At 67.1% G+C, this 24252-nt stretch carries 22 protein-coding genes; 15 read left to right on the top strand and 7 right to left on the bottom strand.

From position 1 onward, the window contains the following. Positions 1–7 precede the first annotated feature (7 nt). The 7 genes from G3O06_RS18145 to G3O06_RS18175 all read left to right on the top strand — a co-directional run bounded on the left by G3O06_RS18145 (position 8) and on the right by G3O06_RS18175 (position 6547). The gene (locus tag G3O06_RS18145) at positions 8–1711 is read left to right on the top strand and encodes a S8 family serine peptidase (RefSeq protein WP_174970890.1); all 1704 of its coding nucleotides are present in this window, start codon (positions 8–10) and stop codon (positions 1709–1711) included. A gap of 76 nt (positions 1712–1787) precedes the next feature. Beyond that, a complete protein-coding gene (locus G3O06_RS18150; protein ID WP_205817004.1) occupies positions 1788–2447 on the top strand; it encodes a hypothetical protein in 660 nt (219 codons plus the stop codon). Positions 2448–2481: 34 nt separating this feature from the next. Further along, positions 2482–3546 (top strand): hypothetical protein, encoded by a 1065-nt coding sequence (locus G3O06_RS18155; protein WP_241020112.1) that lies wholly within the window; start codon positions 2482–2484, stop codon positions 3544–3546. Then, positions 3543–4502 (top strand): DUF4239 domain-containing protein, encoded by a 960-nt coding sequence (locus tag G3O06_RS18160; RefSeq protein WP_241020113.1) that lies wholly within the window; start codon positions 3543–3545, stop codon positions 4500–4502. Before G3O06_RS18155 ends, G3O06_RS18160 begins: the two co-directional genes overlap by 4 nt. Beyond that, positions 4489–5031 carry a glycoside hydrolase family 19 protein gene (locus G3O06_RS18165; protein WP_205817005.1) on the top strand — a complete coding sequence of 181 codons (543 nt, stop codon included), beginning with the start codon at positions 4489–4491 and terminating at the stop codon, positions 5029–5031. Before G3O06_RS18160 ends, G3O06_RS18165 begins: the two co-directional genes overlap by 14 nt. Continuing rightward, positions 4998–6080 carry a GNAT family N-acetyltransferase gene (locus G3O06_RS18170; protein ID WP_205817006.1) on the top strand — a complete coding sequence of 361 codons (1083 nt, stop codon included), beginning with the start codon at positions 4998–5000 and terminating at the stop codon, positions 6078–6080. The genes G3O06_RS18165 and G3O06_RS18170 overlap by 34 nt, the downstream gene beginning before the upstream one ends. Before the next feature lie 254 nt (positions 6081–6334). Then, positions 6335–6547, top strand: a complete 213-nt coding sequence (locus G3O06_RS18175; RefSeq protein WP_174911390.1) for a hypothetical protein — start codon at positions 6335–6337, stop codon at positions 6545–6547. Positions 6548–6624: 77 nt separating this feature from the next. Here the strand turns inward: G3O06_RS18175 and G3O06_RS18180 are convergent, their stop codons facing one another. Further along, complete coding sequence (locus tag G3O06_RS18180) at positions 6625–7050, bottom strand: NUDIX hydrolase (protein WP_205817007.1); 426 nt, start codon at positions 7048–7050, stop codon at positions 6625–6627. A 308-nt stretch (positions 7051–7358) separates the two neighbouring features. On the opposite strand from G3O06_RS18180, the gene G3O06_RS18185 reads away from it, so the two are divergent. Further along, positions 7359–8075, top strand: coding sequence for an SDR family oxidoreductase (locus tag G3O06_RS18185; RefSeq protein ID WP_174970901.1), 717 nt, complete (start codon positions 7359–7361; stop codon positions 8073–8075). A 160-nt stretch (positions 8076–8235) separates the two neighbouring features. On the opposite strand, the gene G3O06_RS18190 is transcribed toward G3O06_RS18185, so the two are convergent. Both G3O06_RS18190 and G3O06_RS18195 read right to left on the bottom strand, forming a co-directional pair. After that, on the bottom strand, positions 8236–9624 hold the full coding sequence (locus G3O06_RS18190) for a nucleobase:cation symporter-2 family protein (protein ID WP_205817008.1): 1389 nt from the start codon (positions 9622–9624) through the stop codon (positions 8236–8238). Between the two features lie 142 nt (positions 9625–9766). Then, a complete protein-coding gene (locus G3O06_RS18195) occupies positions 9767–10723 on the bottom strand; it encodes a LysR family transcriptional regulator (RefSeq protein WP_205817009.1) in 957 nt (318 codons plus the stop codon). 103 nt (positions 10724–10826) lie between these two features. Between G3O06_RS18195 and G3O06_RS18200 the strand changes: the two genes are divergently transcribed. Then, positions 10827–11564, top strand: a complete 738-nt coding sequence (locus tag G3O06_RS18200; RefSeq protein ID WP_205817010.1) for an SDR family oxidoreductase — start codon at positions 10827–10829, stop codon at positions 11562–11564. Positions 11565–11572: 8 nt separating this feature from the next. Here G3O06_RS18200 and G3O06_RS18205 read toward each other — a convergent pair whose 3' ends face one another. Beyond that, positions 11573–12550, bottom strand: a complete 978-nt coding sequence (locus G3O06_RS18205; RefSeq protein WP_205817011.1) for a LysR family transcriptional regulator — start codon at positions 12548–12550, stop codon at positions 11573–11575. 133 nt (positions 12551–12683) lie between these two features. Between G3O06_RS18205 and G3O06_RS18210 the strand changes: the two genes are divergently transcribed. From G3O06_RS18210 to G3O06_RS18220, 3 genes are all read left to right on the top strand, one after another. Next, complete coding sequence (locus G3O06_RS18210; RefSeq protein WP_205817012.1) at positions 12684–13400, top strand: SDR family oxidoreductase; 717 nt, start codon at positions 12684–12686, stop codon at positions 13398–13400. 238 nt (positions 13401–13638) lie between these two features. Then, a complete protein-coding gene (locus tag G3O06_RS18215) occupies positions 13639–13974 on the top strand; it encodes a putative quinol monooxygenase (RefSeq protein ID WP_174970915.1) in 336 nt (111 codons plus the stop codon). Next, positions 13971–15128 (top strand): iron-containing alcohol dehydrogenase, encoded by a 1158-nt coding sequence (locus G3O06_RS18220; protein ID WP_205817013.1) that lies wholly within the window; start codon positions 13971–13973, stop codon positions 15126–15128. The genes G3O06_RS18215 and G3O06_RS18220 overlap by 4 nt, the downstream gene beginning before the upstream one ends. 88 nt (positions 15129–15216) lie before the next feature. Here the strand turns inward: G3O06_RS18220 and G3O06_RS18225 are convergent, their stop codons facing one another. Beyond that, positions 15217–17397: an ornithine decarboxylase gene (locus G3O06_RS18225; protein WP_205817014.1), complete on the bottom strand. Its 2181-nt coding sequence runs from the start codon at positions 17395–17397 to the stop codon at positions 15217–15219. A gap of 509 nt (positions 17398–17906) precedes the next feature. On the opposite strand from G3O06_RS18225, the gene G3O06_RS18230 reads away from it, so the two are divergent. Further along, positions 17907–20207 carry an Orn/Lys/Arg decarboxylase N-terminal domain-containing protein gene (locus tag G3O06_RS18230; RefSeq protein ID WP_205817015.1) on the top strand — a complete coding sequence of 767 codons (2301 nt, stop codon included), beginning with the start codon at positions 17907–17909 and terminating at the stop codon, positions 20205–20207. Positions 20208–20253: 46 nt separating this feature from the next. Next, positions 20254–21639, top strand: a complete 1386-nt coding sequence (potE, locus tag G3O06_RS18235) for a putrescine-ornithine antiporter (RefSeq protein WP_174983973.1) — start codon at positions 20254–20256, stop codon at positions 21637–21639. A gap of 21 nt (positions 21640–21660) precedes the next feature. Here potE and G3O06_RS18240 read toward each other — a convergent pair whose 3' ends face one another. Continuing rightward, positions 21661–22569 (bottom strand): LysR family transcriptional regulator, encoded by a 909-nt coding sequence (locus G3O06_RS18240; protein ID WP_205817016.1) that lies wholly within the window; start codon positions 22567–22569, stop codon positions 21661–21663. Positions 22570–22743: 174 nt separating this feature from the next. Here G3O06_RS18240 and G3O06_RS18245 point away from each other — a divergent pair, with 174 nt between their 5' ends. Further along, positions 22744–23328: a putative glycolipid-binding domain-containing protein gene (locus G3O06_RS18245; RefSeq protein WP_205817017.1), complete on the top strand. Its 585-nt coding sequence runs from the start codon at positions 22744–22746 to the stop codon at positions 23326–23328. A 39-nt stretch (positions 23329–23367) separates the two neighbouring features. On the opposite strand, the gene G3O06_RS18250 is transcribed toward G3O06_RS18245, so the two are convergent. After that, positions 23368–24252: sulfonate ABC transporter substrate-binding protein (locus tag G3O06_RS18250; protein WP_205817018.1), on the bottom strand; the 885-nt coding region annotated here is incomplete at its 5' end.

Genomic DNA, 24252 nt, shown 5'->3' on the forward strand with positions numbered 1-24252 from the left:
GATTGCGATGGACAAGGACAAGAAGCCAACCGCCGCGAAGGCGGCCGACGTGCCGGCGGACGATGTCGCCGCCGCACCGAATGTGATGCCACCCGATTCGGCCGACGAAGCGGTTCATGTGACGAGCGGCAAGCGCCAGTATCTGATTGCGCCTCGGCGCGGCGCGCTCGCTCGCCAGGCCGCGGTGACGCCGATGTCGGCACATGACCTCAACAATGCGGTCGGCCGGCTGCCCGGCGTCGAAGTCGTGCGTGTGATCAACAGCCACAAGAACGCGCAGATGATGTCCGCGCGGCCGGACGAAGCGACCGACACGTACATCGTCAAGATGGACCCCGCGCACGCGCAGCTGCTGCAGGCGACGGCGCCGCCGGAAATGATCGTCGAGGAGGACCATCCGCTCGGCTACGGGAAAAAGCCGGAACAGGATTCCGGCGCCGAGCTTCGTCCGCAGGCGGCAGTCGCGTCGACGATCCTGCGTCCGGTGACGATCCGCGTGCTGGGTGCGGACGATCAACCCCAGCCCGGCGTTCCGGTGACGCTCGCGGGCGACGGCTTCCCGGTGAGCGGCACCACCGACGCGCGAGGCGAAACGACGCTGGCCGTCGCGCAGATGGCGCCCGGTCCGCTCCAGTCGCTGGCGGTGCGGCCGTCCCATACGTACTGGAATGTCTACCTGTCGGCGCCGCTGCTGTCGAGCGATCAGGCGAACGTGGTGCGGCTCACGCCATTGTCCCAGCCGAACCCGAACGTTCCGCCGCGTGCTCCGCTCGGGTGGGGGCAGCGCCTGATGGGCCTCGATGAGCTTCCCGCCACGACGACGGGGCGGGGTGTTCGCGTCGCGATCGTGGATTCGGGGGCGGACGCGTCGCATCCGCTGCTGAACCATATCGTGCGCGGCGCCGATCTGACCAACGATCAGAATCCGGATACCTGGAAGGACGACGTGATCGGCCACGGATCGCATTGCGCGGGCGTGATCGCCGCGCGCATCAGTCCGCAGGCTGCCGACGCGCAGATGGCGATGCGAGGCTTCGCGCCCGACGCGGAGATCCATGTGCTGAAGATCTTCCCCGGCGGTCAGTTCAGTACGCTGATCCAGGCGCTCGACTATTGCATCGACCACGACATCGACGTCGTGAATCTGAGCCTCGGCGCGCCACAGGCGTCGCTCGCCGTCGAGCAGAAGCTGATGGAGGCCGTGCAATCCGGCGTCGCATGCATCGTCGCGGCCGGCAATTCGGGCGGCCCGGTCCAGTACCCGGCGTCGTCGCCGTACGTGCTCGCGGTGTCGGCGCTGGGGCTGCATCGGGAGTTGCCCGTCAACACGTGGGAGCAAACGCAAATCGTCGCGCAGGCTGCGACGGCTGACGGTCTCTTTTCGCCGACGTTCTCGTGCCACGGCCCGCAGATCGGCGTGTGCGGGCCGGGCGTGGGCGTCGTATCGACGGTGCCGGGCGCGGCGTTCAATGCCGAATCCGGCACGTCGATGGCGGCGCCGCACATCACGGGGCTCGCGGCGCTGCTGGTGAGCGATCCGCAGATCGCCGGCCATCTCGGGCCGCGCCGGCCGGAACGCGTCGCCGCGTTGTTTCAGCTGATCCGGATGATCTGCACGCCGATCGTGCAGTACGACGTCACGAACCGCTTCGGCGCGGGCCTGCCGCGCTTCCAGAACCTTCGCCAGCTGTTGCAGCAAGCGGGCCGCTGACGGCGCGCGGGCCGCGCCGGCCGCCGGGCGATTCCGCCGGCCGGCGCACGTCGCCACACACAAGGAGAAACGCATCATGTCGATCCTGTTGCGCATTACCCGGGCTGCGTGCGCCGCCAGCCTGATTCTGACCTGCGCCGGCGCGCACGCGCAGGACTGGACGCTGGCGCTGTCCTGGAAGCTCGGCGAGTGCGCCGGCGGCGATGGCGCCCAGACGTGCACGGCGGGCAAGCTGCCAGCCGCGCGCCAGGCCGCGGACGGCGCGCCGATCCGGATCACGGCGATCGGCCTGTACACGCCGCGGCGCGACTGCGACACGACGCCGGTGCCGGACGGCACGCTGTCCGGCGATGCCGCGCCGTATATCGCGCCGGCGAGCGCCGACGCCTTCCAGCAGCACTGGAATCGCTACGGGAGCTGCACGGGATACGCGCCGGCCGGTTATGCCGCCGAGCTCGCCGCAATGGCGCGTGCGGTCGGCCTCACGAATCTCGGCCGCTACCTGCGGGAGAACGACAACAAGGTGGTGCGGCTCGACGAGTTGAAGAACGCGCAACTGCACGATTTCTTCGTCGGCGCGGACAAGTCCGTGCAGTTTCTGTGCACGCCCGAAGGACGGCTCGCGGAGGTGCGCTACCGGCTGCGCGACTGGTCCGACGTGTTCGTGTATCGCGACAAGGGCGGCATGCTCGTCGTGGCACCGGGCGGCAATTGCGGCGACGAAGTGCGGCTGTAGCGCACGTTGCCGGCCGACACGTTGGAGAATCGCCATGCAAACGCATCGCTCGTGGTTCCGGACAGCGGCGGACGCACCGCCCGAAGCGGACGGCGCGAACGCGGCCCCGTCGAAGCGCGATCTGGTCGGGCAGTTGCAGACCGAATGCAATGCGATGGCGCGCTACGCGCTGCAGCACGGGATTGCCGTGGCCCCCGATCTGATCGCGCAATTGTCGATGCTGATGGCCGCGGTGTCGCATGCCGCGGCCGACACCGCGGCAGCGGATGCGTCGTCGGTACACGGCGCATCGTACGCGCTTGCCGCGATTCATCGCCGGCTTGCAGTCGCGATTGCGCCGGCCACGCCGCAGGCCATCACGCTGCTCGACCGCGAGCTGCGCGTCCGCTCGCGCTTCGCGTGGCTCGGACCTGTGCCGCTGATTCGCGCGCTGACGCTGTCCGCCGCGACGTTCCTGGTCGCCGTGATCGCGACGTCGCTGTCGCCGGAAGTGTCGGTCGCGAACATCGATCAGGGGTTTCTCGATTCGCACGGCACCCGGCTGTTGTGGAACGCGCTGTTCCTGCTGTTCTGCGCGGGGCTCGGCGCGTCGTTTGCAACGCTGTTCCAGGCTCACCGCTACGTCGCGAATTCGACCTACGACCCGAAGTACGACGCGTCGTACGGCGCGCGGCTGATTCTCGGCGTGATCGCGGGCGTGATCCTCGTCGAGTTGCTGCCGCCTCACCTGTACGACGGCGGCAGCATGCGCAGCTTCGGCAAGCCGGCGCTTGCGATGCTCGGCGGGTTTTCGGCGACGGCCGTGCATCGGCTGCTGCACCGGCTCGTCGAGACGCTCGAGACGCTCGTGCGCGGCGATACGGCGGCCGCCGCGCAGGCGACGTTCGAAGCGCATCGCGCCCATGCGGCGACCGAGCGTGTGCAATGGCAAAGCGAACTTGCGGCGGACCTGTTGCGGCTTCAGCAATCGCTTGAAACCGGGATGCCGGCCGATGCGGTCAGGCAGCGGCTTGCCGAATTCACGCGCGCGATGCTGTCGGCGGATATGCCGCAGGCAGGGCGTCGCGACGGCGCAAACGCAAGCGCAAGCGGGGAATGACCATGCTCTTTCTCTACAACTGGCCATCATGGCTGATGGGGGGCTTCGTCGTGATCGCGACCGTCGCGGCCGCGCTCGGCGGCTATGCGCTGTTCCGTCGCATCCTGCCCGTCGACCTGCTGCCGGAGCAGCGGGCGATGGCGATCACGATGGTATCGGTCATCACGACGATCAACTCGCTGCTCGTCGCGTTTTCGGCGATCAGCGTGTGGGACGCATACAACGGCGCGGAGCGGACGGTCGACGCCGAAGCGACCGCGGCCGGCGAACTGTCGCGCGATCTCGCCGCGTTCGGCGACCCGGTCGCGGATGCCGCATCGGGTGCGCTGCGTGCGTATCTCGACGGGGTCGTCCGTTACGAGTGGCCGAAGATGCAGCAGCAGGCAAGTGCCGATGCGCAGGCGGCGGCCCGCTTCGATCACCTGTTCGACATGACCAACCAGATCGAGCCGCGCAGCGAGCGGCAGCGCGTGCTGCTCGGCGAGGTGCTCGCGCGCGTGAACGAGATGGCGAAGCATCGCGAACAGCGCCTGCTGACGCTCGACGTCGCGATGCCGGCCACGCTGTGGGGCGTGGTGGTGCTCGCGAGCGTCGTGTCGTTTCTGCTTCTCTACATCCTGCCGGGCACGCGCTTCAACATCGCGCTCGTCACGAGCTGGGCGCTCACGCTCGGGCTCGCGTTCTTCTTCGTGCTCGCCGTCGACCGTCCGTTCGCGGGTGAGGTCAGCGTCAAGCCGGAGCCGCTGCGCGTGATTGTTGCTGCGATGGACGCGCAATCGCGGCGCAGCCAGTCGGATGCATCGCACGACACGCCGCCGTCGCCGCGCAATCCGCTTGGGACGCTCATCGACGGTGGCGCCGCGGCGACTGTCTCGACCGATTCATCACCGCCGGGCGCACTTGCTACCGGCCCGTCCCCCCATGCGTCGCAAGGAGAACACGATGACACTCGATGAATTCCGGGCCGCTGCCGCGATATCCGGCGCGCTCGCGCAACGCTGGCATCCGGCGCTTGCCGCCGCGATGGCCGAGTTCGGCATTTCGACCAACGCGCGCATGGCGGCGTTCGTCGCGCAAACGGGCCACGAGACGCTCGGCTTCACGCTCACGCGCGAGCTGTGGGGGCCGACGCCCGTGCAGCGCGCCTATGAACCGCCTTCGCGCAAGGCTGCGGCGCTCGGCAACGTTCAGCCGGGCGACGGCCGGCGCTTCCTCGGACGCGGGCTCATTCAGATCACGGGGCGTGCGAACTATCGCGAATGCGGCCACGCACTCGGCGCCGATCTCGAGCGCGAGCCGGAACGCCTCGAACACGAACTGCTGGCCGCGCGCTCGGCGGCCTGGTGGTGGGAGCGGCACGGCTGCAACGCGCTCGCCGATTCTGGCGATTTCGCATTGCTGACGAGACGCATCAACGGCGGTGTCAATGGACTCGAAGACCGGATGCGCCGATGGGCGATCGCGAAGAAGGTGATGTGCCTGTGAGCGCGCGGCATGCAGCGAAGACTGACCAACCAACGGAGGGCAATATCATGAACACGCGAATCTGGGGTGAATTCGTTTCGAAACGGGGTGCGCTGATTGCGGTCGCGATTGCGGTCGGCACCCTGCCAGGGTACGCATCGGCGGAAATCGAATGCCAGCCTGTCGCCGTGAAAGAGGGGCGCGAGTTGAACTCGACGTGGGGGAAACAGCTGCATCATCTGCAAAGCGCCGGCGATGTCGACAATACGGTCAACTCGTTGTGCAGACCCGACTGGGCTCGTGCCGACGATTACTGGCTGTATGGCAACTATTACCCGCTCCACGACAACCCGCTCACGCGGCAGCGAGACGGCGCCGATCTCTTCGTCAAATCGAGGCCGAATCAGCCCGAACTGACCCGATACCTTTGCAAGGACACCGGCCCGAACGGCGCGACACCGTACGAGAAGGCGAAGCCGGTCGGGGTATTCGCTTACGAAAGCGTCAGTACGAAGGAATCAGGGAAGAAGGGAAGCGACATCGCCAGGCAAGTTGAATTGCACGTGCTGTGCGTAGCCGAGAACGCGCGAGGACAGGGGTTGGGAATCCGGGTCCTCGATGAGGCCGTGCGGCACATGACCAAGGGCGTCGGTGATGACAAGAAGGTTCGCCTGCAACTCACCTCGCACGCGAAGGCGCACGACTTTTACGACAGGCTCGACATGACGTGCCGCGACGAAGGAGAGGGCGGAGCCGTCGCTCGTGTCTACGAGCGCACGCTAAAGCAAGGTGAACATATCGACAGGCGTAGCTCGATCTATTACATGGATCTGAATGACAACGGGCAATGCAAACGGGTGACGTTCGGCTGCGGCAATCGACACGAGTATGGCGAGCTGCGAAAACTGGCGTTCGACTCACAAGCGAGTTACGACGACGCGGTCGATCATGGGCACAAAGGCGGGGTGTTTTTCATTGGAAACTGGGCGGACGAATACGGATGCGACGCCGAATCGCAGCCGATCAGTTATGACGAGGTGATCCCGCACGTGGGCGGGCGCGGCCAATGACGCTCCGGATGCGGCTGCATTGCCGAGCGACATGCTGCATCCGGCAAGCAGCCGCACGCATCGAGTACCGTCGCGCAACCGCCGGCATCGTGTTGCGCGATCCGAACTGTACCTCGCGGTCGAGATCGGAAAATCTTGATCGGGAAAAGCACTAAAAGTTTGCGAATTTTTTCCGGGCTATAGTGGAATCACTGAAGGTAGACGCGGCGTCCCTTGCCGATACCGTTCAGGTAATGACTGTAGACGGGTGCTGTATGAAAAATAAAATCGAAAGGACCGCCGGACCGATCTGGGGCGTGGCTGCAGGATTGCTTCTTGCTGCCGCAGGATTGAGTCTCGGTATTTTCCCGAAGTCCCTGTACAGCTCGGGAAGCGCGAACGACTTCATGGCGTCCGGCGTTGCGATGCTGGGTATCTTCCTGGTCGTCTATTCCACGCACGAGTTGCGAAGAAGGCGTTCGCACTGAGCGCTCGCGCGCCGCTGATCCATGCAGGATGATCCGGGCCGGCCCGCCGGCCCATGAGTGCGCTCGTCGGTAGCGCGCTACGCCTTGCTGATTTCGTGTTGATAGACGAGTTCGACGATGCGCTTCGTCGGAATGCTGGCGCGCAACCCGTCGACGCTGTCGATCGGAAACCACTTGCATTTCTCGATCTCGTTGTTCGCTTGCGGCGTCTGGTCCGGGCCGACTTCCGCGAAGAACACGTGATGGATCTTGGCGAGCCCGGTGAACTGCATCGAGTAGACGAGATGCTGGCCGGTGATGCCGGTTTCTTCGGATAACTCGCGATGTGCGGCTTCGAGCGGCGTTTCCCCGCGCTTGATCGTGCCGCCGGGAAGGGCCCAGCGCGACGCCGCGCGGGCGACGAGCAAGACTTGCTCGCCGCGGTAGCAGACGATGGTCGCGCGTTCCTTGACCGGGACGGCGCTCGTTTCGGGGGCGTTGGTGGGGGCGGGGGCTTGGGGCATGGCGTGATTCTAACCAGCACAAATCGATCGGCCAAGGCGGCCTGACCGGGTTTGACCTTTGCCGCCGTCGACACGGTGTCGTTTGCCCCAGGACCCGTCGAAAGCGCAGGGCGGGTCACGTGACCTGTACCGGCCGGACGCCCTTGCGAGGGTGGGGATATGCCGCGCCGCATCGCCGCGATGCGCTACGATCGCCGGACTATCCGTCCGCGCCTGTTCCACGAGCAAGCCTCGCATGGAGGCCGATACGGCGCGCTCAAACGCGGCCGCCAGTAACGTGGCTCGCGATCACCATCGGGAAACACGCCATGAGGATCATGATTGTCGGCGCCAGCAGAGGGCTGGGCCGTGCGCTTGTCGAAGGCGTCTGCCGTGCCGGCGACACCGTCATCGGCGTATCGCGCATGCGGCCGGATGCGCTGACGTTGCCGCCGGGCGTCGAGCTTCAGTGGATCGAGGCCGACATGGCGTCACCTGCCGAAGCGGCCGCGCACGTTGCGCAGGCCGCGCCGTCCGCGTTCGACGTGCTGATCTGCAACGTGGGTATCTGGGAAGCGGCTGCCTTCACGGACGACTACGCATTCCTGAACGAGCCGGACGATGCGGTCGTCAATCTGGTGAACGTCAACATCACGGCTACGCTGCTGCTGCTCAAGCGCCTGGTTCCGCGCTTGCTGCAATCAGGCAAGCCTCAAGTCATCCTGACCGGTTCCACGTCCGCGCTTCGGCAAAGCGGACGGCCGGAAGTCGCATTCGGCGCGTCGAAGTTCGCGCTGAACGGCGTGGCCGATGCGTTGCGTGAAGGATTCAGGGGCAGCCGGCTGGCCGTCACGTGCCTGCAACTCGGCAACCTGAACACCGACGATGCGTTGTCCGTTCCGGTCGAAGAGGCCGCGGCGCGCGGCGAGGGCGGGCTGGTGCCGGTTCACGACGTGGTGGCTGTCGTGCGTACGCTGCTGCATTTGTCCGATGCCGCGTTCGTACGGGAACTGGTGATGCCGGCGATCGCGGACGAGCGGTTTTGAGCGTTGCGCGGCGCGCAGTCGGGGAAACGGGTAGCGTGACCGGAATCGGCCGGTTGGCGAGGCGCCGGTTGCGCTGCCTGCAGCGGGAGCCGCGGGTGCCGGCTGGCACGACGCGCGGTGCGGCCCGTCAGGCGCACCGCGCGTCGCGCGGTTGATCCGGTTACTTCTTTTCCGGCAGGAACCAGTTCATCACGAGCGCGCAGATGCCGCCCGTTGCCACGCCCGATTCGAGCACGTTCTTCAGCGCGTGCGGCAGGCTGTTGAGGATGTCCGGCACCTGCGACACACCCAGGCCGAGCGCGAGCGACACCGCGATGATCAGCAGCGCGCGACGATCGAGATGGACGCCCGCGAGAATGTTGATGCCCGATGCGGCCACCGCGCCGAACATCACCATTGCCGCACCGCCGAGCACGGGCTCCGGCACGGCCTGCAGCACGCCGGCGACGACCGGGAACAGCCCGAGCACCACGAGCATCCCCGCGATCCAGACGCCGACATAGCGGCTGGCGACGCCGGTGATCTGGATCACGCCGTTGTTCTGCGCGAACACCGAACTCGGGAACGTGTTGAACACGCCTGCCAGCAGCGAGTTCGCGCCGTTGACGAGCACGCCGCCCTTGATCCGTTGCATCCACACCGGGCCTTCGACCGGCTCGTTCGAGATCTTGCTGGTGGCTGTGACGTCGCCGATCGCTTCGAGCGACGTGACGAGGTAGATGATCAGCATCGGCACGAACAGCGACCACGAGAAGCCGATGCCGAAGTGCAGCGGCGTCGGGACCTGGAACAGCGCGGCCTGGTGCATGCCGGTGAAGTCGAGGCGGCCGAGGAACGTGGCCGCGAGATAGCCGATGATGAGCGCGATGACGAGTGCGGTGCTGCGCACCCACACCACCGGCACGCGGTTCAGCAGGATGATCGTGCCGAGCACGAGGCCCGACAGCGTCAGGTTCTCCGCGCTCGCGAACGTGCCCTTGGCCATCGCGCCATAGCCGCCGCCCATGCTGATGAGGCCGACCTTGATCAGCGTGAGGCCGATCAGCAGCACGACGATGCCGGTGACGAGCGGCGTGATCAGTCGCTTCACGAACGGCAGGATGCGCGACACGGCCATCTCGACGAACGACCCGGCGATCACGACGCCGAAGATCGCGGCCATCACGGTCTCGACCGGCGTGCCTTGCTTGACCATCAGGCTGCCGCCGGCGATCAGCGGGCCGACGAAGTTGAAGCTCGTGCCCTGGACGATCAGCAGGCCGGCGCCCAGCGGGCCGAAGCGCTTGCACTGGACGAAGGTGGCGATACCGGAAATCACCAGCGACATCGACACGATAAGGGTCGTATCGCGGCTGGACACGCCGAGCGCCTGGCAGATCAGCAGGCCGGGCGTGACGATCGGCACGATGATCGCCAGCAGGTGCTGTAGCGCGGCGACGAAGGCGACCATCGGCGCCGGCCGGTTGTTCGGGCCGTAGACGAGGTCGCGGGCCGAATCTGCGGCGTCGGCGCCGTGGACGGCGGGTTGGGCGGGGGAGGCGGGTTGCATGGCGAGCGGGCCGGACAAGGTGGAAAGTGCGGCATTTTAGCCGAACGGCCCGCCGGCGCCGCTGCAATAGCAGGGATTCGGCGGATCGGGAAAACCGTGGCGGATCGGTGCTCGGGCCGGCCGTGACCGCGGCGCGCGTCGGTCAGCGGCTCTGTCGCGGTGCGGGCGCGGTCGGGGTGGCGGCCGGAACGGTGGTCGCACGGAACCCGGGCAGTTCGGGAATCCGCCGCTCCATGAACTGCAGGAACGTGCGGGTCCGGAGCGGCAGATACCGGCGCGACGCGTACACGAGGTGCAGCTCGTGCGGCGGCACCATGTCCCACTTCGGCAGCAATCGCACGAGTTGCCCGCTGTCGATCAGGTCCTGAACGAGCCACGCCGGCCCGCTGCCCACCGCGTTCCCGGCCAGAAAGCATTCCCGCAGCGCCATCGAGCTGTTCACGCGATACCGGCCGCGCACCGGAACGACGACCTGCTCGTCGCCGCGGGCGAAGGCCAGTTCGTTGCCGATGTCCGCGCGCGCGTAGCCGACGTACTCGTGCTTCGCCAGGTCTTCCGGCCGGCGGAGCCTCGGTGCCCGCGACACGTACTCCGGCGTGGCGACCAGCAGGCGCGGCGACGACGCGATGTGGCGCGCGACGGCATCCGGCGGCAGCAGGTGGCCGAGGCGAATGGCGACATCGACGCCTTCTTCGACCAGGTCGATCACGCGGTCGGTCAATTGCAGCTCGACCTCGATCTCCGGCCACGCGGCGAGGAATTCGAGCACGAGCGCGTTCAGCCTCAGCTCGCCCAGCCCCAACGGTGCATTGACGACCAGCTTGCCGACCGGCCGCACCGTTTGCCCGCGCACCTCGGCCACCGCGCTCGCGTATTCGTCGATCACGCGCTTGCAGCGATCGTAGAACCGGCGGCCCTCGTCGGTGGGCGCGAGGCTCGTGGTCGAGCGTTCGAGCAGGCGAACGCCCAGTTCCTTTTCGAACGCGGCGACGATCTTGCTGATCGTCGGCTGGCCGGTGCTTTCCTCGCGCGCGACCGCCGAGAAATTGCCGAGCTCGATCGCGCGGACGAACACGCGCATGGATCGCAGCGAATCCATCTTATTCCTTTATGGCATGAACCTTATTCAAGTCTGGCACGTTCCTGCGCAATAGAGAATGACCTAACGTTCGCGAACCTTCAAACCCTGATGAGGAGTCGACATGAACGAGGCAACGCAATCTTCGGCACTGGACGGTGCGCACGTCGTGGTATTCGGCGGAAGCTCCGGAATCGGCCTTGCGGCCGCGGCCGCCGCGAAGGCGAAAGGCGCCAGCGTCACGCTGGTCGGCCGGACCCGCGAGAAGCTCGAGTCTGCCGCGCAGGCGATCGGCGGCGCGCGCATCGCGGTGGCCGACATCGCCGACCGGCATGCGGTGCAGGCCGTCTTCGACGGGATCACGCGCGTCGACCATCTGGTCGTCACGGCCGGCCGGTTCATTGCCGGCAAGCTGAACGAGACCGATCCCGATCAGCTGCTCGGCGCGCTGCAGGAGCGTATCGCCGGGCCGGTCTACGCGATCCGGGCCGCGTTGCCGCGGATGCCCGCGACCGGCTCGATCGTGCTGACCGGCGGGCAACTGTCGGATCGTCCGGCCGCGCAGGGCGTGTCCGTCATTGCCGCCGCGGTGCGTGGCATCGAGGCGCTGGCGCAGTCGCTCGCGCTGGAGCTGAAGCCGATTCGCGTGAACGTCGTCGCGCCCGGCTTCGTCGAGACGCCGCTGTACGACGCGTTCGGCCCGGAAGCGCGCGACACGATCCTTGCGGGCGCCGCGTCGGCATTGCCCGGCGGCCGTGTCGGGCGCGCGGATGAAGTGGGGGACGCGATCGCGTTCCTGCTGGGCAACGGCTTCATGAACGGCGAGATCCTGCACATCGACGGCGGCGGCCGGCTGGTCTGAGCCGTGTGTCAGCCTGCGATGCGCGTGCCGGTGCGGCGCGCCGGCGGGCGTGGCGCGCGGGCATCCGGATACGCGCGCTGGCAGACGGCGATGACCGCGTCGCGCAGGCGGCGATGCACGGGGTCGCCGTGCATGCGCGGATGCCACAGCGCGGAAACGAGAATCCCGGGCAGGCGCACCGGGATCTCGAAGCTGCATAGCCCGAGGGCCTCCGTGAGCCCCGGCGAGAACGCGTTGCCGAGGCTCGAGCGCGGCACGAGTGCGATCAGGTCGGTGCCGGCCGCGACCCGCATTGCATCGGGGTAGCCCGGTACGACGACGCACACGGTGTGGTCCGGGCCGGCCCCGTCGGTCGAATCGCCGGCCGGGCCGCCGAAATCGCCGAGCTGCGACGCGATCACGTGACGGCAGGCCGCGTAGCGCGCGGGCGTGATCCTGCCCGATGCGAACAGCGGATGACCGGCGCGTGCCACCGCGACGTGCCAGTCGTGAAACAGCATGCGGGTGTGCAGTTCGGGCGCATCGTCGCCGCGTTTGCCGATTTCCAGGTCGACGGTGCCGTCGCGCAGCGCCTGCGGATCGCGGTCGGGCTTCGGGACAAAGCGGATGCGCACCTGCGGCGCGATTTCGCCGAGTGCGGCGACCACCGGGCCGGACAGCATTTCCATGAACGATGCGGCCGCGCGGAGGGTGAACGTGGACGTGTGCGTCGCCATGTCCACGTCCGCTGTCGCCGGTCGCAGCACCGCGCGCGCATCGCTTGCGATCGCGTGCACGCGGTCGCGCAACGCGGCGGCGTGCGGCGTCGGCACGAGCTTGCGCCCGGCGCGCACGAGCAACTGATCGCCGGTGGACAGCCGCAGCCGCGTGAGCGTGCGGCTCATTGCGGAGGTGCTCAGGCCAAGCCGACGCGCGGCGCCGGTCACGCTGCCTTCCGACAGCAGCACGTCGAGCGCGGTGACGAGGTTCAGGTCGATGTCTTCCATGGCGACAGGATACGCCTCTGCGCGGTTTGATATGGCGTTCGATGCAACTATGAGTTGAATCCAGTGCGTCTGGCGCCTGTCGTGATGCGCACCTATAGTGGCTGCATGACGAAACCCGGCAAAGGAGGAAACCATGCAATCAACTGTATCGAACCGGAACGTACCCGCGATCCTGCTTGTCGCGGCGTCGCGCGGCCTCGGGCTCGCGATGGCGGAGGCGTTCCTGGGCAAAGGCTGGCACGTAACGGGCACCGTGCGCGCCGGGTCGGGGCGCACGAAGCTGCACGACCTGGCCGACCGGTTCGACGGTCGGCTCGACATCGAGACGCTCGACATCTGCGAGCCGGCGCAACTGGCCGCATTGCGCGAGCGGCTGTCGGGCCGGCGTTTCGACATGCTGTTCGTGAATGCGGGAACGACGAACGAGCCAACCGAAACGATCGGCGAAGTGGCGACCGACGAATTCGTGCGCGTGATGATCACGAATGCGCTGGCGCCGATGCGCGTGATCGAGACGCTGCAGGATCTTGTGACCGCGGACGGCCTGATCGGCGCGATGTCGTCGGGGCAGGGCAGCGTCGCGAACAACGTCAGCGGGATGCGTGAGGTCTATCGCGGCAGCAAGGCCGCGCTGAACCAGTTCATGCGCAGCTTCGCGGTGCGCCAGGCCGATACGCGGCGTGCGATGGTGCTGATGGCGCCCGGCTGGGTCCGCACGGAGCTGGGCGGGCCCGATGCGCGCCTGACGATCGAGGAAAGCGTGCCGAGTCTCGTCGATGTGCTGATCGCAAAGCGTGTGCGCCCGGGGCTCGAATATCTCGACTATCTGGGGAGGACGGTGCCGTGGTAGTCGGCGCATCGGCGCATCGCGCGGTAGCGGTCAAATGCGATCCGCCGTGCGGTGAAAGCGGCGCGGGATTCGCCGGGTTCGCGGCACGGTGGCGGTACTGCGAAGGCCGTGCCGATTCAATACAATGGACGGCCAGCCAGTGACACGGCGTTGCGCCGTCGCGCTCGAATCCCTCCGGTTCGCCGCGCATTGCGTGCGTCCCCGTCGTGACGGCCCCCAGTCGAACACGGAGCGCAACATGAACGAACCCTACCTGCAGGTCATCGCCCATTTCTACGCAAAACCCGGCAACGGCGATCGCGTGATCGAACTGCTCGGCGAACTCGCCCCGCCCACGCGCGCCGAGCCGAAGAATCTCGACTACGCGTATTTCCGGTCGCCGGAGAACCCCGACCACGTCGTGATCCTCGAACGCTACCGCGACGCGGACGGCCTCGACGTGCATCGGGAAACGCCGCATTTCCAGCGGATCGGGTTCGGCGCGATCATTCCGTTGCTCGATCGCCGCGAAGTGTCGAGCTACATGGTGCAGCCGGACACCGGCACGGCGACGCCACCGGGAGGCACCCGATGAACCCGTTTCAATTCCGTACTGTTCCGACGCAGGTCGTCGAGTTCGGCGCCGCGCGCCGGCTCGGCGCGTTGTTGCGTGAACGCTTTCCGGCGCTCGTGCGGCTGTGTGTCGTCACCGATGCGTTCCTGCATCGCAGCGGCGTGCTCGCGCCCGCGCTGGAGAGCCTCGGCGCGCACGGCTGGCAAGTCACCGTGATCGACGACGTGATCGCCGATCCGCCCGAGCACGTGGTGCTCGAAGCGACCGAACGGGCCGTCGCGGCCGATGCCGAGATCGTGCTCGGCCTGGGCGGCGGATCGTCGATGGACGTCGCGAAGCTGATCGCGGTGCTCGCGCCGGGGCAGCAGGCGCTGGCCGACATGTATGGCGTCGACAAGGTCACGAGCGCGCGGCTGCCGCTCGTGCAGATGCCGACGACGGCCGGCACGGGTTCCGAAGTGACGGCCGTGTCGATCGTCACGGTCGGCGAGGCGCGCAAGATGGGCGTCGTGTCGCCGCACCTGTTCGCGGACGTCGCGATCCTCGATGCCGAACTGACACTCGGCCTGCCGCGCGCGGCCACGGCCGCGACGGGCATCGACGCGATGGTGCATGCGATCGAGGCCTATACGTCCGCGCGGCTGAAGAACCCGGTGTCCGACATGCTGGCCGTGCACGCGCTGACGCTGCTGTCGCGCAACCTGCTCGCGGCATGCGACGACGGCAGCAACCGTGACGCGCGCGAGGCGATGCTGGTCGGCGCGATGTTCGCGGGGCAGGCGTTCGCGAATGCACCGGTCGCGGCCGTGCATGCGCTCGCCTATCCGGTCGGCGGGATCTTCCATGTGCCGCACGGGCTGTCGAATGCGCTCGTGCTGCCGCACGTGCTGCGTTTCAACGCACCCGCCGCCGCGCCGCTGTATGTGGAGCTCGCGTCGATCGTCGCACCGTCGGCGACGGGCAGCGATGAAGCGCGCACGTACGCGCTGATCGCCGAGATCGACCGGCTGATCGTCGCGACGGGCATCCCGCGCACGCTGCGCGAGGTCGGCATCGGGGAAGGCGACCTGCCGAGGATGGCGTCGGATGCGATGCTGCAGACGCGCCTGCTCGTGAACAATCCGCGCGAGGTGACGGAGGCCGACGCGCTGGAGATCTACCGGCAGGCGTGGTGACGCGGCGGGCGTGCGCGTCGCGCCGCCCGTCATGTCTCGCGATGCGCTCAGCATCGCGAGCGGCGCGTGGCCGCCCGCCAGGCCGCCGTTACGCGCGTGATGCGTCGGCGCCGGCTGCCACCACGTATGCCGAAGCCTGCTTCGTGCCGTCCGGCTGCGTTTGCAGATAGACACCCTGGATTTCCGGTTCGAAACCCGGCAGCGCGTTGATCCCGGCTTCGAGCGCGCGGAAGTAGTCGAGCGCCGGGCCGCCCCATGCTTCGCCGGGCACCACGCAGAAGATGCCGGGCGGATAGGGCAGCGCGCCTTCCGTCGCGATCCGGCCTTCGATGCGATCGAGCGTGACGAGCTCGACGTTGTTGCGGATCAGCTCGGCATTCGCGGCCTGCGGCAGCATCGCCTGCTTCGGGAACTGCGTGCGACGGAACATCAGCTTCTGCAGACGCTTCATGTCGTGGCTACGGTAGAAGTCGTGCATCCGCTGGCACAGCTGCCGCAGGCGCATGTTGCCGTATAGCTCGGGATACGCTTCGCACAGCGACGGAATCGCGTCGCGCAGCGGCGTGTCCTGGTCGAGATGGCGCTCGAACTGCGCGAGGTGCGCGACCAGGTGCTGCAGCTTGCCGAAGCTCTCCGACGGCGTGAGCAGGAACAGGATCGTGTACAGGTCGGCCTTCTCGGGCACGACGCCGTGCTCGCGCAGATAGCGCGCCAGGATCGGCGCCGGCGCGCCGAACGGCGCGTATTCATGCGTGTCCCGATCGATGCCGGGCGTCGTCAGCAGCAGCTTGCACGGGTCGACGAAGTACTGGTCGTCCGCATAGCCTTCGAAGCCGTGCCACGTGTCGGCCGGGTGGAAGCGGAAGAAGCGCAGGTCGTCGACGATCTGCTCGGTCGGGTAGTCGGCCCACGGGCGACCGTCGACGTGCTGCGGAACGAACGGCCGGATCTGCCGGCAGGTCTTCAGCAGCAGCTTGCGCGCATCGACGCCGTGCGCGACGCAATCGCGCCACAGGCGCTTGCCGGCCGGGCCCGCATGCATCTGCGCGTTGACGTCGAGTGCCGCGAACATCGGGTAGAACGGGCTCGTCGACGCATGGATCATGTACGCGTTGTTGAAGCGCCGGTGATCGCAGAAGCGTTTCTGGCCTTCGATGTGGCTGTCCTTCTTGTGGATCTGCGACGTCTGCGAGAAGCCGGCCTGCTGCTTGTGCACCGACTGCGTGACGAAGATGCCGGGATCGTCGGGGCCGAGCGTGAGCATCAACGGCGAGCAGTCCTGCATCATCGGGATGAACTGCTCGTAGCCGACCCACGCCGAATCGAACAGGATGTAGTCGCACAGATGCCCGATCCGGTCGACGATCTCGCGCGCGTTGTAGATCGTGCCGTCGTAGGTGCCGAGCTGGATCACCGCGAGCCGGAACGGGCGCGGCCGGTCGGCGCGTTCCGGCGCGACGTCGCGGATCGCGTCGCGAATGCGCGCCTCGTCGAGCGCCGCGCTGTCGACGCCGCCGATGAGGCCCCACGCGTTGCGCGCGGTCTCGAGGTAGACCGGTCGCGCGCCTGACAGCACGAGCGCGCCGAGGTGCACCGACTTGTGGTTGTTGCGGTCGAACAGCACGAGATCGTCGGGGGCGAGCAGCGCGCTCGTGACGACCTTGTTCGACGTCGACGTGCCGTTCAGCACGAACCAGGTCTTGTCCGCGTTGTAGATCCGCGCGGCATTGCGCTGCGCTTCCAGCGCGGGGCCTTCGTGGATCAGCAGGTCGCCGAGCCGCACGTCGGCGTTGCAGAGATCGGCCCGAAAGATCGTCTCGCCGAAGAAGTCGAAGAACATCCGGCCGAGCGGGTGGTTCGAGAAGAACTGGCCGCCCTGGTGGCCGGGGCAGTCGAACTCGACGTAGCCGCGCTGCACGTATTCGCGCATCACCTTGAAGAACGGCGGCAGCAGGTTCTCGCTGTAGATGTCGGCGGCGGCGGAAATCTGCCGGCCGTAGTAGTGGCGGCCGCCATGGCGGAGCTGGATCACGCCGCTCGCGCTCGGCAGGACCGACGGCGGCACTTCCTGGTTGGGCTCGACCGCGACGAAGAACGGAATCGCGAACCCGGTTCGTTCGACGGATTCAAGTACCTGTTGCGCCGAATCGATTCCGACGACGATTGCCGCGATATTCGTGAAATCGGTCTGAAATACGTCGACCTGTTCGTGCGTGGTGAGGAAGGCGCCAATCAGCGCCGGCTCGACTGCGATTTTCAACAGGCTCACACGACTCTCCCGTAAATGTGCGGAAAACGAGAGCCGCATTCGCACGGGCGCATAATCCGCGTAATCCCACACGCGCTGCAGCCGATTGAAACGCTCCCGCGAATGCTGAATGCCGAACGGCGCGCCGCACGAAGAAGCCTTGCGCGGCGAGGCGCAGCCGCCATCGGTCAATGCACGGCGCAGCCGATCGTAGCAACAAAACCGGGCGAATTCAATCGACCGGAATCGCCAATCCGATTGGTAGGCGAAACCGATCTAATAATCGGAAATCGGCGTGCTGCAATGCACATCAAAATGAACCGGTCGTGAAATGCGATTTGAAAACGGCCGACCGTTTCACCGAATCGTCTGCTTTTCATCAAAAGGCATCTATGGCATAGTCGGCACCGAATTGGATGGCGAATCAAACCGGATTTGCGCGCGTCTCACGCCGCCGCCCGTGGCCTGCTGTCCGCGTGCTCGTGAGACGCATCACCCCAACGAAGCATCGGAACAACGAGGGCAACAACATGAATACGTCCGTCGGTGGTATTCGTCGTCTCGGCATGCGCGCACTGTTGGTCGACGACGAAATCGCGCAGGAAACCGCGACCGGGCGTGCGGTTCGCATGCTGAGCGCGGAACTCGCGCAGCGCGACATCGACGTGCTCACGGCAACCTCGGCCGACGATGCGATCATGCTGATCCGTTCCGATCCGTCGATCCAGTGCGTGCTGCTCGACTGGGATCTCGGCGTGGACGGCCACGGGCCGTCCGAGGCCGTGGTCGACGCGATCCGGCATCGCAACGGCAACGTGCCGATCTTCCTGCTGGCCGACCGCAGCGTCGCATCGACGGTGCCGTCCGCGGTGATGGGCCAGGTCGACGATTTCGTGTGGCTGCTCGAAGATACGGCCGACTTCATCGGCGGGCGCATCCATGCGGCGATCGAACGCTATCGCGCCACCGTGCTGCCGCCGATGTTCGGCGCACTCGCGAAATTCTCGCGCGTCTACGAATACTCATGGCATACGCCCGGCCACACGGGCGGCACGGGCTTCCTGAAATCGCCGGTCGGCCGCGCGTTCTTCGAATACTTCGGCGAAGCGCTGTTCCGTTCCGACCTGTCGATCTCGGTCGGTGAGCTCGGTTCGCTGCTCGACCACTCGGGCCCGATCGGCGAAAGCGAGCGCTACGCGGCGCGCGTGTTCGGCGCGCATCGCACGTATCACGTGACGAACGGCTCGTCGACGTCGAACCGCATCATCCTGATGGCGAGCGTGAGCCGCGACCAGATCGCGCTGTGCGACCGCAATTGCCACAAGTCGGCCGAACACGCGATGACGATGTCGGGCGCGATCCCGACCTACCTCGTACCGACGCGCAACCGCTACGGGATCATCGGGCCGATCGCGTCGGAGCGCCTCACGCAGGCGGCGGTTCGCGAGGCGATCGCGTCGAACCCGCTCACGGCCGGGCTCGCCGACCGCCAGCCGAAGCATGCGATCGTCACCAACTCGACGTACGACGGCCTGTGCTACAACGTCGCGCGCGTCGAGGAGCTGCTCGGCGCGAGCGTCGACCGGCTGCATTTCGACGAAGCCTGGTACGGCTATGCGCGTTTCAATCCGATCTACCGCGATCGCCATGCGATGCACGGCGACCCGCGCGACCATCTTGCGGACCGCCCGACGGTGTTCGCGACGCAGTCGACGCACAAGCTGCTGACCGCGCTGTCGCAGGCGTCGTACATCCACGTGCGCGACGGCCGCAACCCGATCCCACATGGCCAGTTTAACGAAACGTTCATGATGCACGCGTCGACGTCGCCGAACTACGCGATCATCGCGTCGAACGACGTCGCGGCCGCGATGATGGACGGCCCCGGCGGCGCGGCGCTCACGCACGAGTCGATCGAGGAGGCCGTCGCGTTCCGGCAGATGATCGCGCGGATGAACGCCGAGTTCGGTGCGAAGGGCGACTGGTTCTTCGAATGCTGGCAGCCCGACACCGTGCTCGAGACGCGCACGGGCCGCACGCTGCCGTTCCACGATGCACCGCCCGAGCTGCTCGCGAGCGACCCGTCGTGCTGGGTGCTGCGCCCCGGCGCGCAATGGCACGGCTTCGGCAATATCGAGGACGGCTACTGCATGCTCGATCCGATCAAGGTGTCGATCGTCACGCCGGGCGTCGCACCGGCCGGCGGGCTGATGCCGGTCGGCATTCCGGCGAGCGTCGTGACCGCGTATCTCGATGCGCGCGGGATCGTCGTCGAGAAGACGACCGACTTCACGATCCTGTTCCTGTTCTCGATCGGCATCACGAAGGGCAAGTGGGGCTCGCTCGTCAGCGCGCTGTGCGACTTCAAGCGCGACTACGATGCGAACCTGCCGCTCGACATGGCGATTCCGTCGCTCGTGAAGGAGCACGGTTCACGGTATTCGGGCATGGGACTGAAAGACCTGGCCGACACGATGTTCGCGGCGATGGAGCAGCTCGGCACGACGCGGCTGATGTCGGAAGCGTTCTCGATCCTGCCGAAGCCGGAGATGAGCCCGGTGCGCGCGTACGAGCATCTGGTGCAGGGCCGAGTCGAGCAGGTCACGCTCGAGGAGCTGGCCGGGCGCACGGTCGCCACCGGCGTCGTGCCGTATCCGCCGGGCATTCCGCTGCTGATGCCGGGCGAGAACGCGGGGCCGGCGGACGGCCCGGTGCTCGGCTACCTGAAGGCGCTCGAAGCGTACGACCGGCGCTTCCCGGGCTTCGCGCACGACACGCACGGCGTGGAAGTCGAGGACGGCACGTACCGCGTTTACTGCCTGACGGCCTGAACGAGCGACCGGCCGCGCGACGGCCTCACATCGAAGGATCGACATCATGGAAAACGCAGCGAGCATGTCCGGCGCGGCCACCGCGGCCGCGCCGAAGAACCGGATGAACGTCTGGCAGCTGACCATCCTCACGGCGGTCAACATGATGGGCTCGGGCATCATCCTGCTGCCGTCGAAGCTCGCGCAGGTCGGCACGATCTCGCTGCTGTCGTGGATCGTCACGGCCGGCGGCTCGCTCGCGCTGGCCTATGCGTTCGCGCGCTGCGGGATGCTGAGCCGCAAGCCGGGCGGGATGGGCGGCTATGCCGAATACGCATTCGGCAAGGCCGGCAACTACATGGCGAACTACACGTACGGGCTGTCGCTCGTGATCGCCAACGTCGCGATCGGCGTCACGGCCGTTGGCTACGGCACCGTGCTGTTCGACGCGACGCTGTCGCCGCTGCAGACCGGCCTGTGGACGATCTTCCTGCTCGTGCTGACGACGGTCGCGAACTTCGGCGGCTCGCGCATCACCGGGCGGATCGGCGCGGTGACGGTGTGGGGCGTGATCATTCCGGTCGTCGTCGTGTCGCTGATCGGCTGGTTCTGGTTCAGCGGCGCGACCTGGGGCGCCGCGTGGAACCCGAACAACATACCGTTCGGGCCGGCCGTCGGCAGCTCGATCGCGGTGACGCTGTGGGCGTTCCTCGGGCTCGAATCGGCGTGCGCGAACTCGGATGCCGTCGAGAATCCGGAGCGCAACGTGCCGATCGCCGTGCTCGGCGGCACGATCGCGTCGGCAATCTTCTACATCGTGTCGACCAACGTGATCGCGGGGATCGTGCCCAACGCGATCCTCGCGAAGTCGAACGCGCCGTTCGGCATCGCGTTCGCGACGATGTTCACGCCGACGGTCGGCACGATCGTCACCGCGCTGATGGTGATCGCGTGCATCGGCTCGCTGCTCGGCTGGCAGTTCACGGTCGCGCAGGTGTTCAAGAGTTCGGCGGACGTCGGCTACTTCCTGCCGGTGTTCGCGCGTGCGACGCGCACCGGCACGCCGATCGTCGGGATGGTGATCCTGCTCGTCGCGCAGGTCGCGCTGGCGCTGATGACGATCAGCCCGGAACTGAGCAGCCAGTTCCAGAAGATCGTCGATCTGGCGGTCGTCACGAACCTCGTGCCCTACGTGATGTCGATGGCCGCGTTGATCACGATCCAGAAGGTCGCGAAGGTGCCGCCGGCCAAGGCGCTGCTGACCAACGCGATCGCGATGGTGGCCACCGCGTACAGCTTCTATGCGCTGTTCAGCTCGGGCGAGCAGGCGCTGATGCTCGGCGGCCTGTGCGTGTTCCTGGGCTGGACGCTGTTCGGCTTCGTCAGCGCGCGCTTCTACCAGATGGAAGTCGACGCGCACGTGAAGGAGCCGGGGAAGTCGCTGCAGGCGTGACCGGGGCGGCGGTTGTTGCCGTTAGCGGGTAGCGCGGGCCAGCAGCGGCGGGATGTCCTGCTTCAGCAGGTCGACGACGGCTCGCACGCGCGGCGGCAGCGGCCGCTGCGCGTGCACGAGCACGTTGAGCGCGAAGTCGGGAATCGCGTACCGCGGCAGGAGCTCGACGAGCGTGCCGGCCTCGAGCGCCTCGGCGCAGGCCGGCTGCTGGACCACGCCGATGCCGCCGCCGGCCACGATCGTGTCGAACATCGGGCGCCAGTGGCTCGTCGTCATGATCGTGCGGATGCGCGCGTATTCGAGCGCGTCGCCTGCGTGCTGCAGCGGCAGGCGTTCGCTGGCGAAGACGCCTTTCACGCGGATGAACGGATGGTTCGCGAGATCGGCCGCCGTGTCGATCGGGCCATGCCGCTCGAGATACGACGGCGCGGCGACGAGCCGGCGGCCGACCGCGCCGACCGGATGCGCGACGAACCCGCCGTCGCCGAGCTGTCCGACGCGGATCGAGATGTCGACACCTTCCGTGACCGGATCGACGATGTCGTCGTTCAGGACCAGGTCGATGTGCAGATTCGGATACGCGGTGCGGACATGCATCAGCACGCCCGGCAGCACGACCTCGCCGAAGCATTGCGGCGCCGCGAGCCGGATCGTGCCGTCGAGCGCGTTTTCCGTCTTCGACACCGATGCGACCGCATCGTCGGCCGCTTCGAGCAGTTCCTTGCTGCGTTCGTAGAAGATCCGGCCTTCTTCCGTGCACGCAAGGGTGCGCGCACTGCGCAACAGGAGCCGTGTGCCGAGATGCTTCTCGAGCCGCTCGATGCGCTCGCTGACGGCCGGCTGGCCCATGTCGAGATCTCGCGCCGCGCCGGACATCGTCCCGCGCTCGACGACCCTGACGTAGATGCGCATCGTCGCCAGCAAATCCATGAAGTCGCGCCCCTTGTCCGGTTCCGGTTGATGCCGATCGACGGATGGTACCAAAGCAGGGCAGCCCGAAGGTGCGCGTTGAACCGATACTGACCATCGGTTGCCGAAGTCGCGTATGTTCGCCGGAGCGATGAGTGACAATTCGCTTCCGTGCGATCGAATGGAGACGATGACATGACGCAACAGGATGAGGCGGTGCGCACGCGCTGCGTCGCATGGCAGATCGTGCAGACGTGGCAGGCGGCCGAATGGTGCCGGCTCGTCGAGTCGCGAACGGGAATCGACCTGTCGGGATCGGTGTCGGGGGCGATCGACGGCTCGCCGTTTCGCATCGATTACGCGATCGCATGCGGCGCCGACTGGCTCACGCGCTCGGCATGCATCACGCAGTGGAGTGGTATGCAGCCGCCGCGGCAGTGGAATATCGCGTGCGACGCAGGGCGATGGACGATCGATGGCGTCGACGTACCGGCGCTCGCGGGCGCGACCGATATCGATCTCGGTTTCAGCCCGTCGACGAATACGTTGCCGATCCGCCGGCTTGGACTGGCCGTCGGCGAGGCGGCCGTGATTCATACCGCGTGGCTGCGCTTTCCGGATTTCGCGTTCGTGCGCGGCGAGCAGCGCTATACGCGTACGGCGGAGCACGTGTACCGCTACGAAAGCGGCACGTATGCGGCCGATGTCGCGGTCGACGAAGCGGGCCTCGTCACCGACTACGACGAATGGCGGCGCATCGGCGCGGCACCCGCGTGCTGATGCACGCGTACCGCGCCGTGCGTCGGGCGCGGCGGTGCGTCAGCGTGCGCTGGCCACCGACAGCTTGCCCGGAATCAGCTTCAGCGCGCTGAACGTGTCGGCGATGTTCTGCTGATAGGCGAGCGTCGCGTCGCTGATCGGCTGCACGCCGTAGCCCGCGCGCTTGAGCGCGACTTCGAGCGTCGGCGCGTCGAGGCCGACGAGCGGCGACAGTTGCGTGGCGACTTCCGGCACATGGTCGCGCGCCCAGCGGTCGACCGCGTCGACTTCGTCGAGCAGCGCGCGCACCACCTGCGGGTGAGCGGACGCATATTTGCGCGCGGCAAGGTAGTACTGCGTGTTGCGCACGAGCCCTTCGCCGTTCGCGATCACGCGCGCGCCGATCTGCCGCTCGGCGGCGGCCAGGTACGGATCCCAGATCACCCATGCATCGACGTTGCGCTGCACGAACGCGGCGCGCGCGTCGGCGGGCGTCAGGTAGATCGGCTGGATGTCGGCATACGTCAGGCCCGCGTGTTCGAGCGCCTTCACCAGCAGGAAGTGGACGTTCGAACCCTTGTTGAACGCGACCTTCTTGCCGCGCAGCTGCGCGACGTTGCGGATCGGTGAATCGGGCAGCACGACGATCGCCTCGCCCTGCGGCGCGGGCGGCTCGTTGCCGATGTAGACGAAATCGACGCCGCCGGCCTGCGCGAAGATCGGCGGCGTCTCGCCTACCGTACCGACGTCGATCGCGCCGGCGTTCAGGCCCTCGAGCAATTGCGGGCCGGCGGGAAATTCGAGCCATTGCACGGTGACGCCCTGGCTCGCAAGCCGCTTCTCCAGCGTACCGCGCGCCTTGAGCACGACGAAGTTGCCGTATTTCTGGAAACCGACGCGCAGCCGCGTGCCGCTGTCTTGCGCGTGCGCGGGCAGGCCCGCGAG

The organism is Burkholderia sp. Ac-20345 (assembly GCF_017104825.1).
GTDB classification, from domain to species: domain Bacteria; phylum Pseudomonadota; class Gammaproteobacteria; order Burkholderiales; family Burkholderiaceae; genus Burkholderia; species Burkholderia lata_B.

Excerpts from the sequence above, each read along its gene's own strand:
- G3O06_RS18145 (WP_174970890.1), top strand. The coding sequence starts at position 8 with ATGGACAAGGACAAGAAGCCAACCGCCGCGAAGGCGGCCGACGTGCCG.
- G3O06_RS18150 (WP_205817004.1), top strand. The coding sequence starts at position 1,788 with ATGTCGATCCTGTTGCGCATTACCCGGGCTGCGTGCGCCGCCAGCCTG.
- G3O06_RS18155 (WP_241020112.1), top strand. The coding sequence starts at position 2,482 with ATGCAAACGCATCGCTCGTGGTTCCGGACAGCGGCGGACGCACCGCCC.
- G3O06_RS18160 (WP_241020113.1), top strand. The coding sequence starts at position 3,543 with ATGACCATGCTCTTTCTCTACAACTGGCCATCATGGCTGATGGGGGGC.
- G3O06_RS18165 (WP_205817005.1), top strand. The coding sequence starts at position 4,489 with ATGACACTCGATGAATTCCGGGCCGCTGCCGCGATATCCGGCGCGCTC.
- G3O06_RS18170 (WP_205817006.1), top strand. The coding sequence starts at position 4,998 with ATGGGCGATCGCGAAGAAGGTGATGTGCCTGTGAGCGCGCGGCATGCA.
- G3O06_RS18175 (WP_174911390.1), top strand. The coding sequence starts at position 6,335 with ATGAAAAATAAAATCGAAAGGACCGCCGGACCGATCTGGGGCGTGGCT.
- G3O06_RS18180 (WP_205817007.1), bottom strand. The coding sequence starts at position 7,050 with ATGCCCCAAGCCCCCGCCCCCACCAACGCCCCCGAAACGAGCGCCGTC.
- G3O06_RS18185 (WP_174970901.1), top strand. The coding sequence starts at position 7,359 with ATGAGGATCATGATTGTCGGCGCCAGCAGAGGGCTGGGCCGTGCGCTT.
- G3O06_RS18190 (WP_205817008.1), bottom strand. The coding sequence starts at position 9,624 with ATGCAACCCGCCTCCCCCGCCCAACCCGCCGTCCACGGCGCCGACGCC.
- G3O06_RS18195 (WP_205817009.1), bottom strand. The coding sequence starts at position 10,723 with ATGGATTCGCTGCGATCCATGCGCGTGTTCGTCCGCGCGATCGAGCTC.
- G3O06_RS18200 (WP_205817010.1), top strand. The coding sequence starts at position 10,827 with ATGAACGAGGCAACGCAATCTTCGGCACTGGACGGTGCGCACGTCGTG.
- G3O06_RS18205 (WP_205817011.1), bottom strand. The coding sequence starts at position 12,550 with ATGGAAGACATCGACCTGAACCTCGTCACCGCGCTCGACGTGCTGCTG.
- G3O06_RS18210 (WP_205817012.1), top strand. The coding sequence starts at position 12,684 with ATGCAATCAACTGTATCGAACCGGAACGTACCCGCGATCCTGCTTGTC.
- G3O06_RS18215 (WP_174970915.1), top strand. The coding sequence starts at position 13,639 with ATGAACGAACCCTACCTGCAGGTCATCGCCCATTTCTACGCAAAACCC.
- G3O06_RS18220 (WP_205817013.1), top strand. The coding sequence starts at position 13,971 with ATGAACCCGTTTCAATTCCGTACTGTTCCGACGCAGGTCGTCGAGTTC.
- G3O06_RS18230 (WP_205817015.1), top strand. The coding sequence starts at position 17,907 with ATGAATACGTCCGTCGGTGGTATTCGTCGTCTCGGCATGCGCGCACTG.
- potE (WP_174983973.1), top strand. The coding sequence starts at position 20,254 with ATGGAAAACGCAGCGAGCATGTCCGGCGCGGCCACCGCGGCCGCGCCG.
- G3O06_RS18240 (WP_205817016.1), bottom strand. The coding sequence starts at position 22,569 with ATGGATTTGCTGGCGACGATGCGCATCTACGTCAGGGTCGTCGAGCGC.
- G3O06_RS18245 (WP_205817017.1), top strand. The coding sequence starts at position 22,744 with ATGACGCAACAGGATGAGGCGGTGCGCACGCGCTGCGTCGCATGGCAG.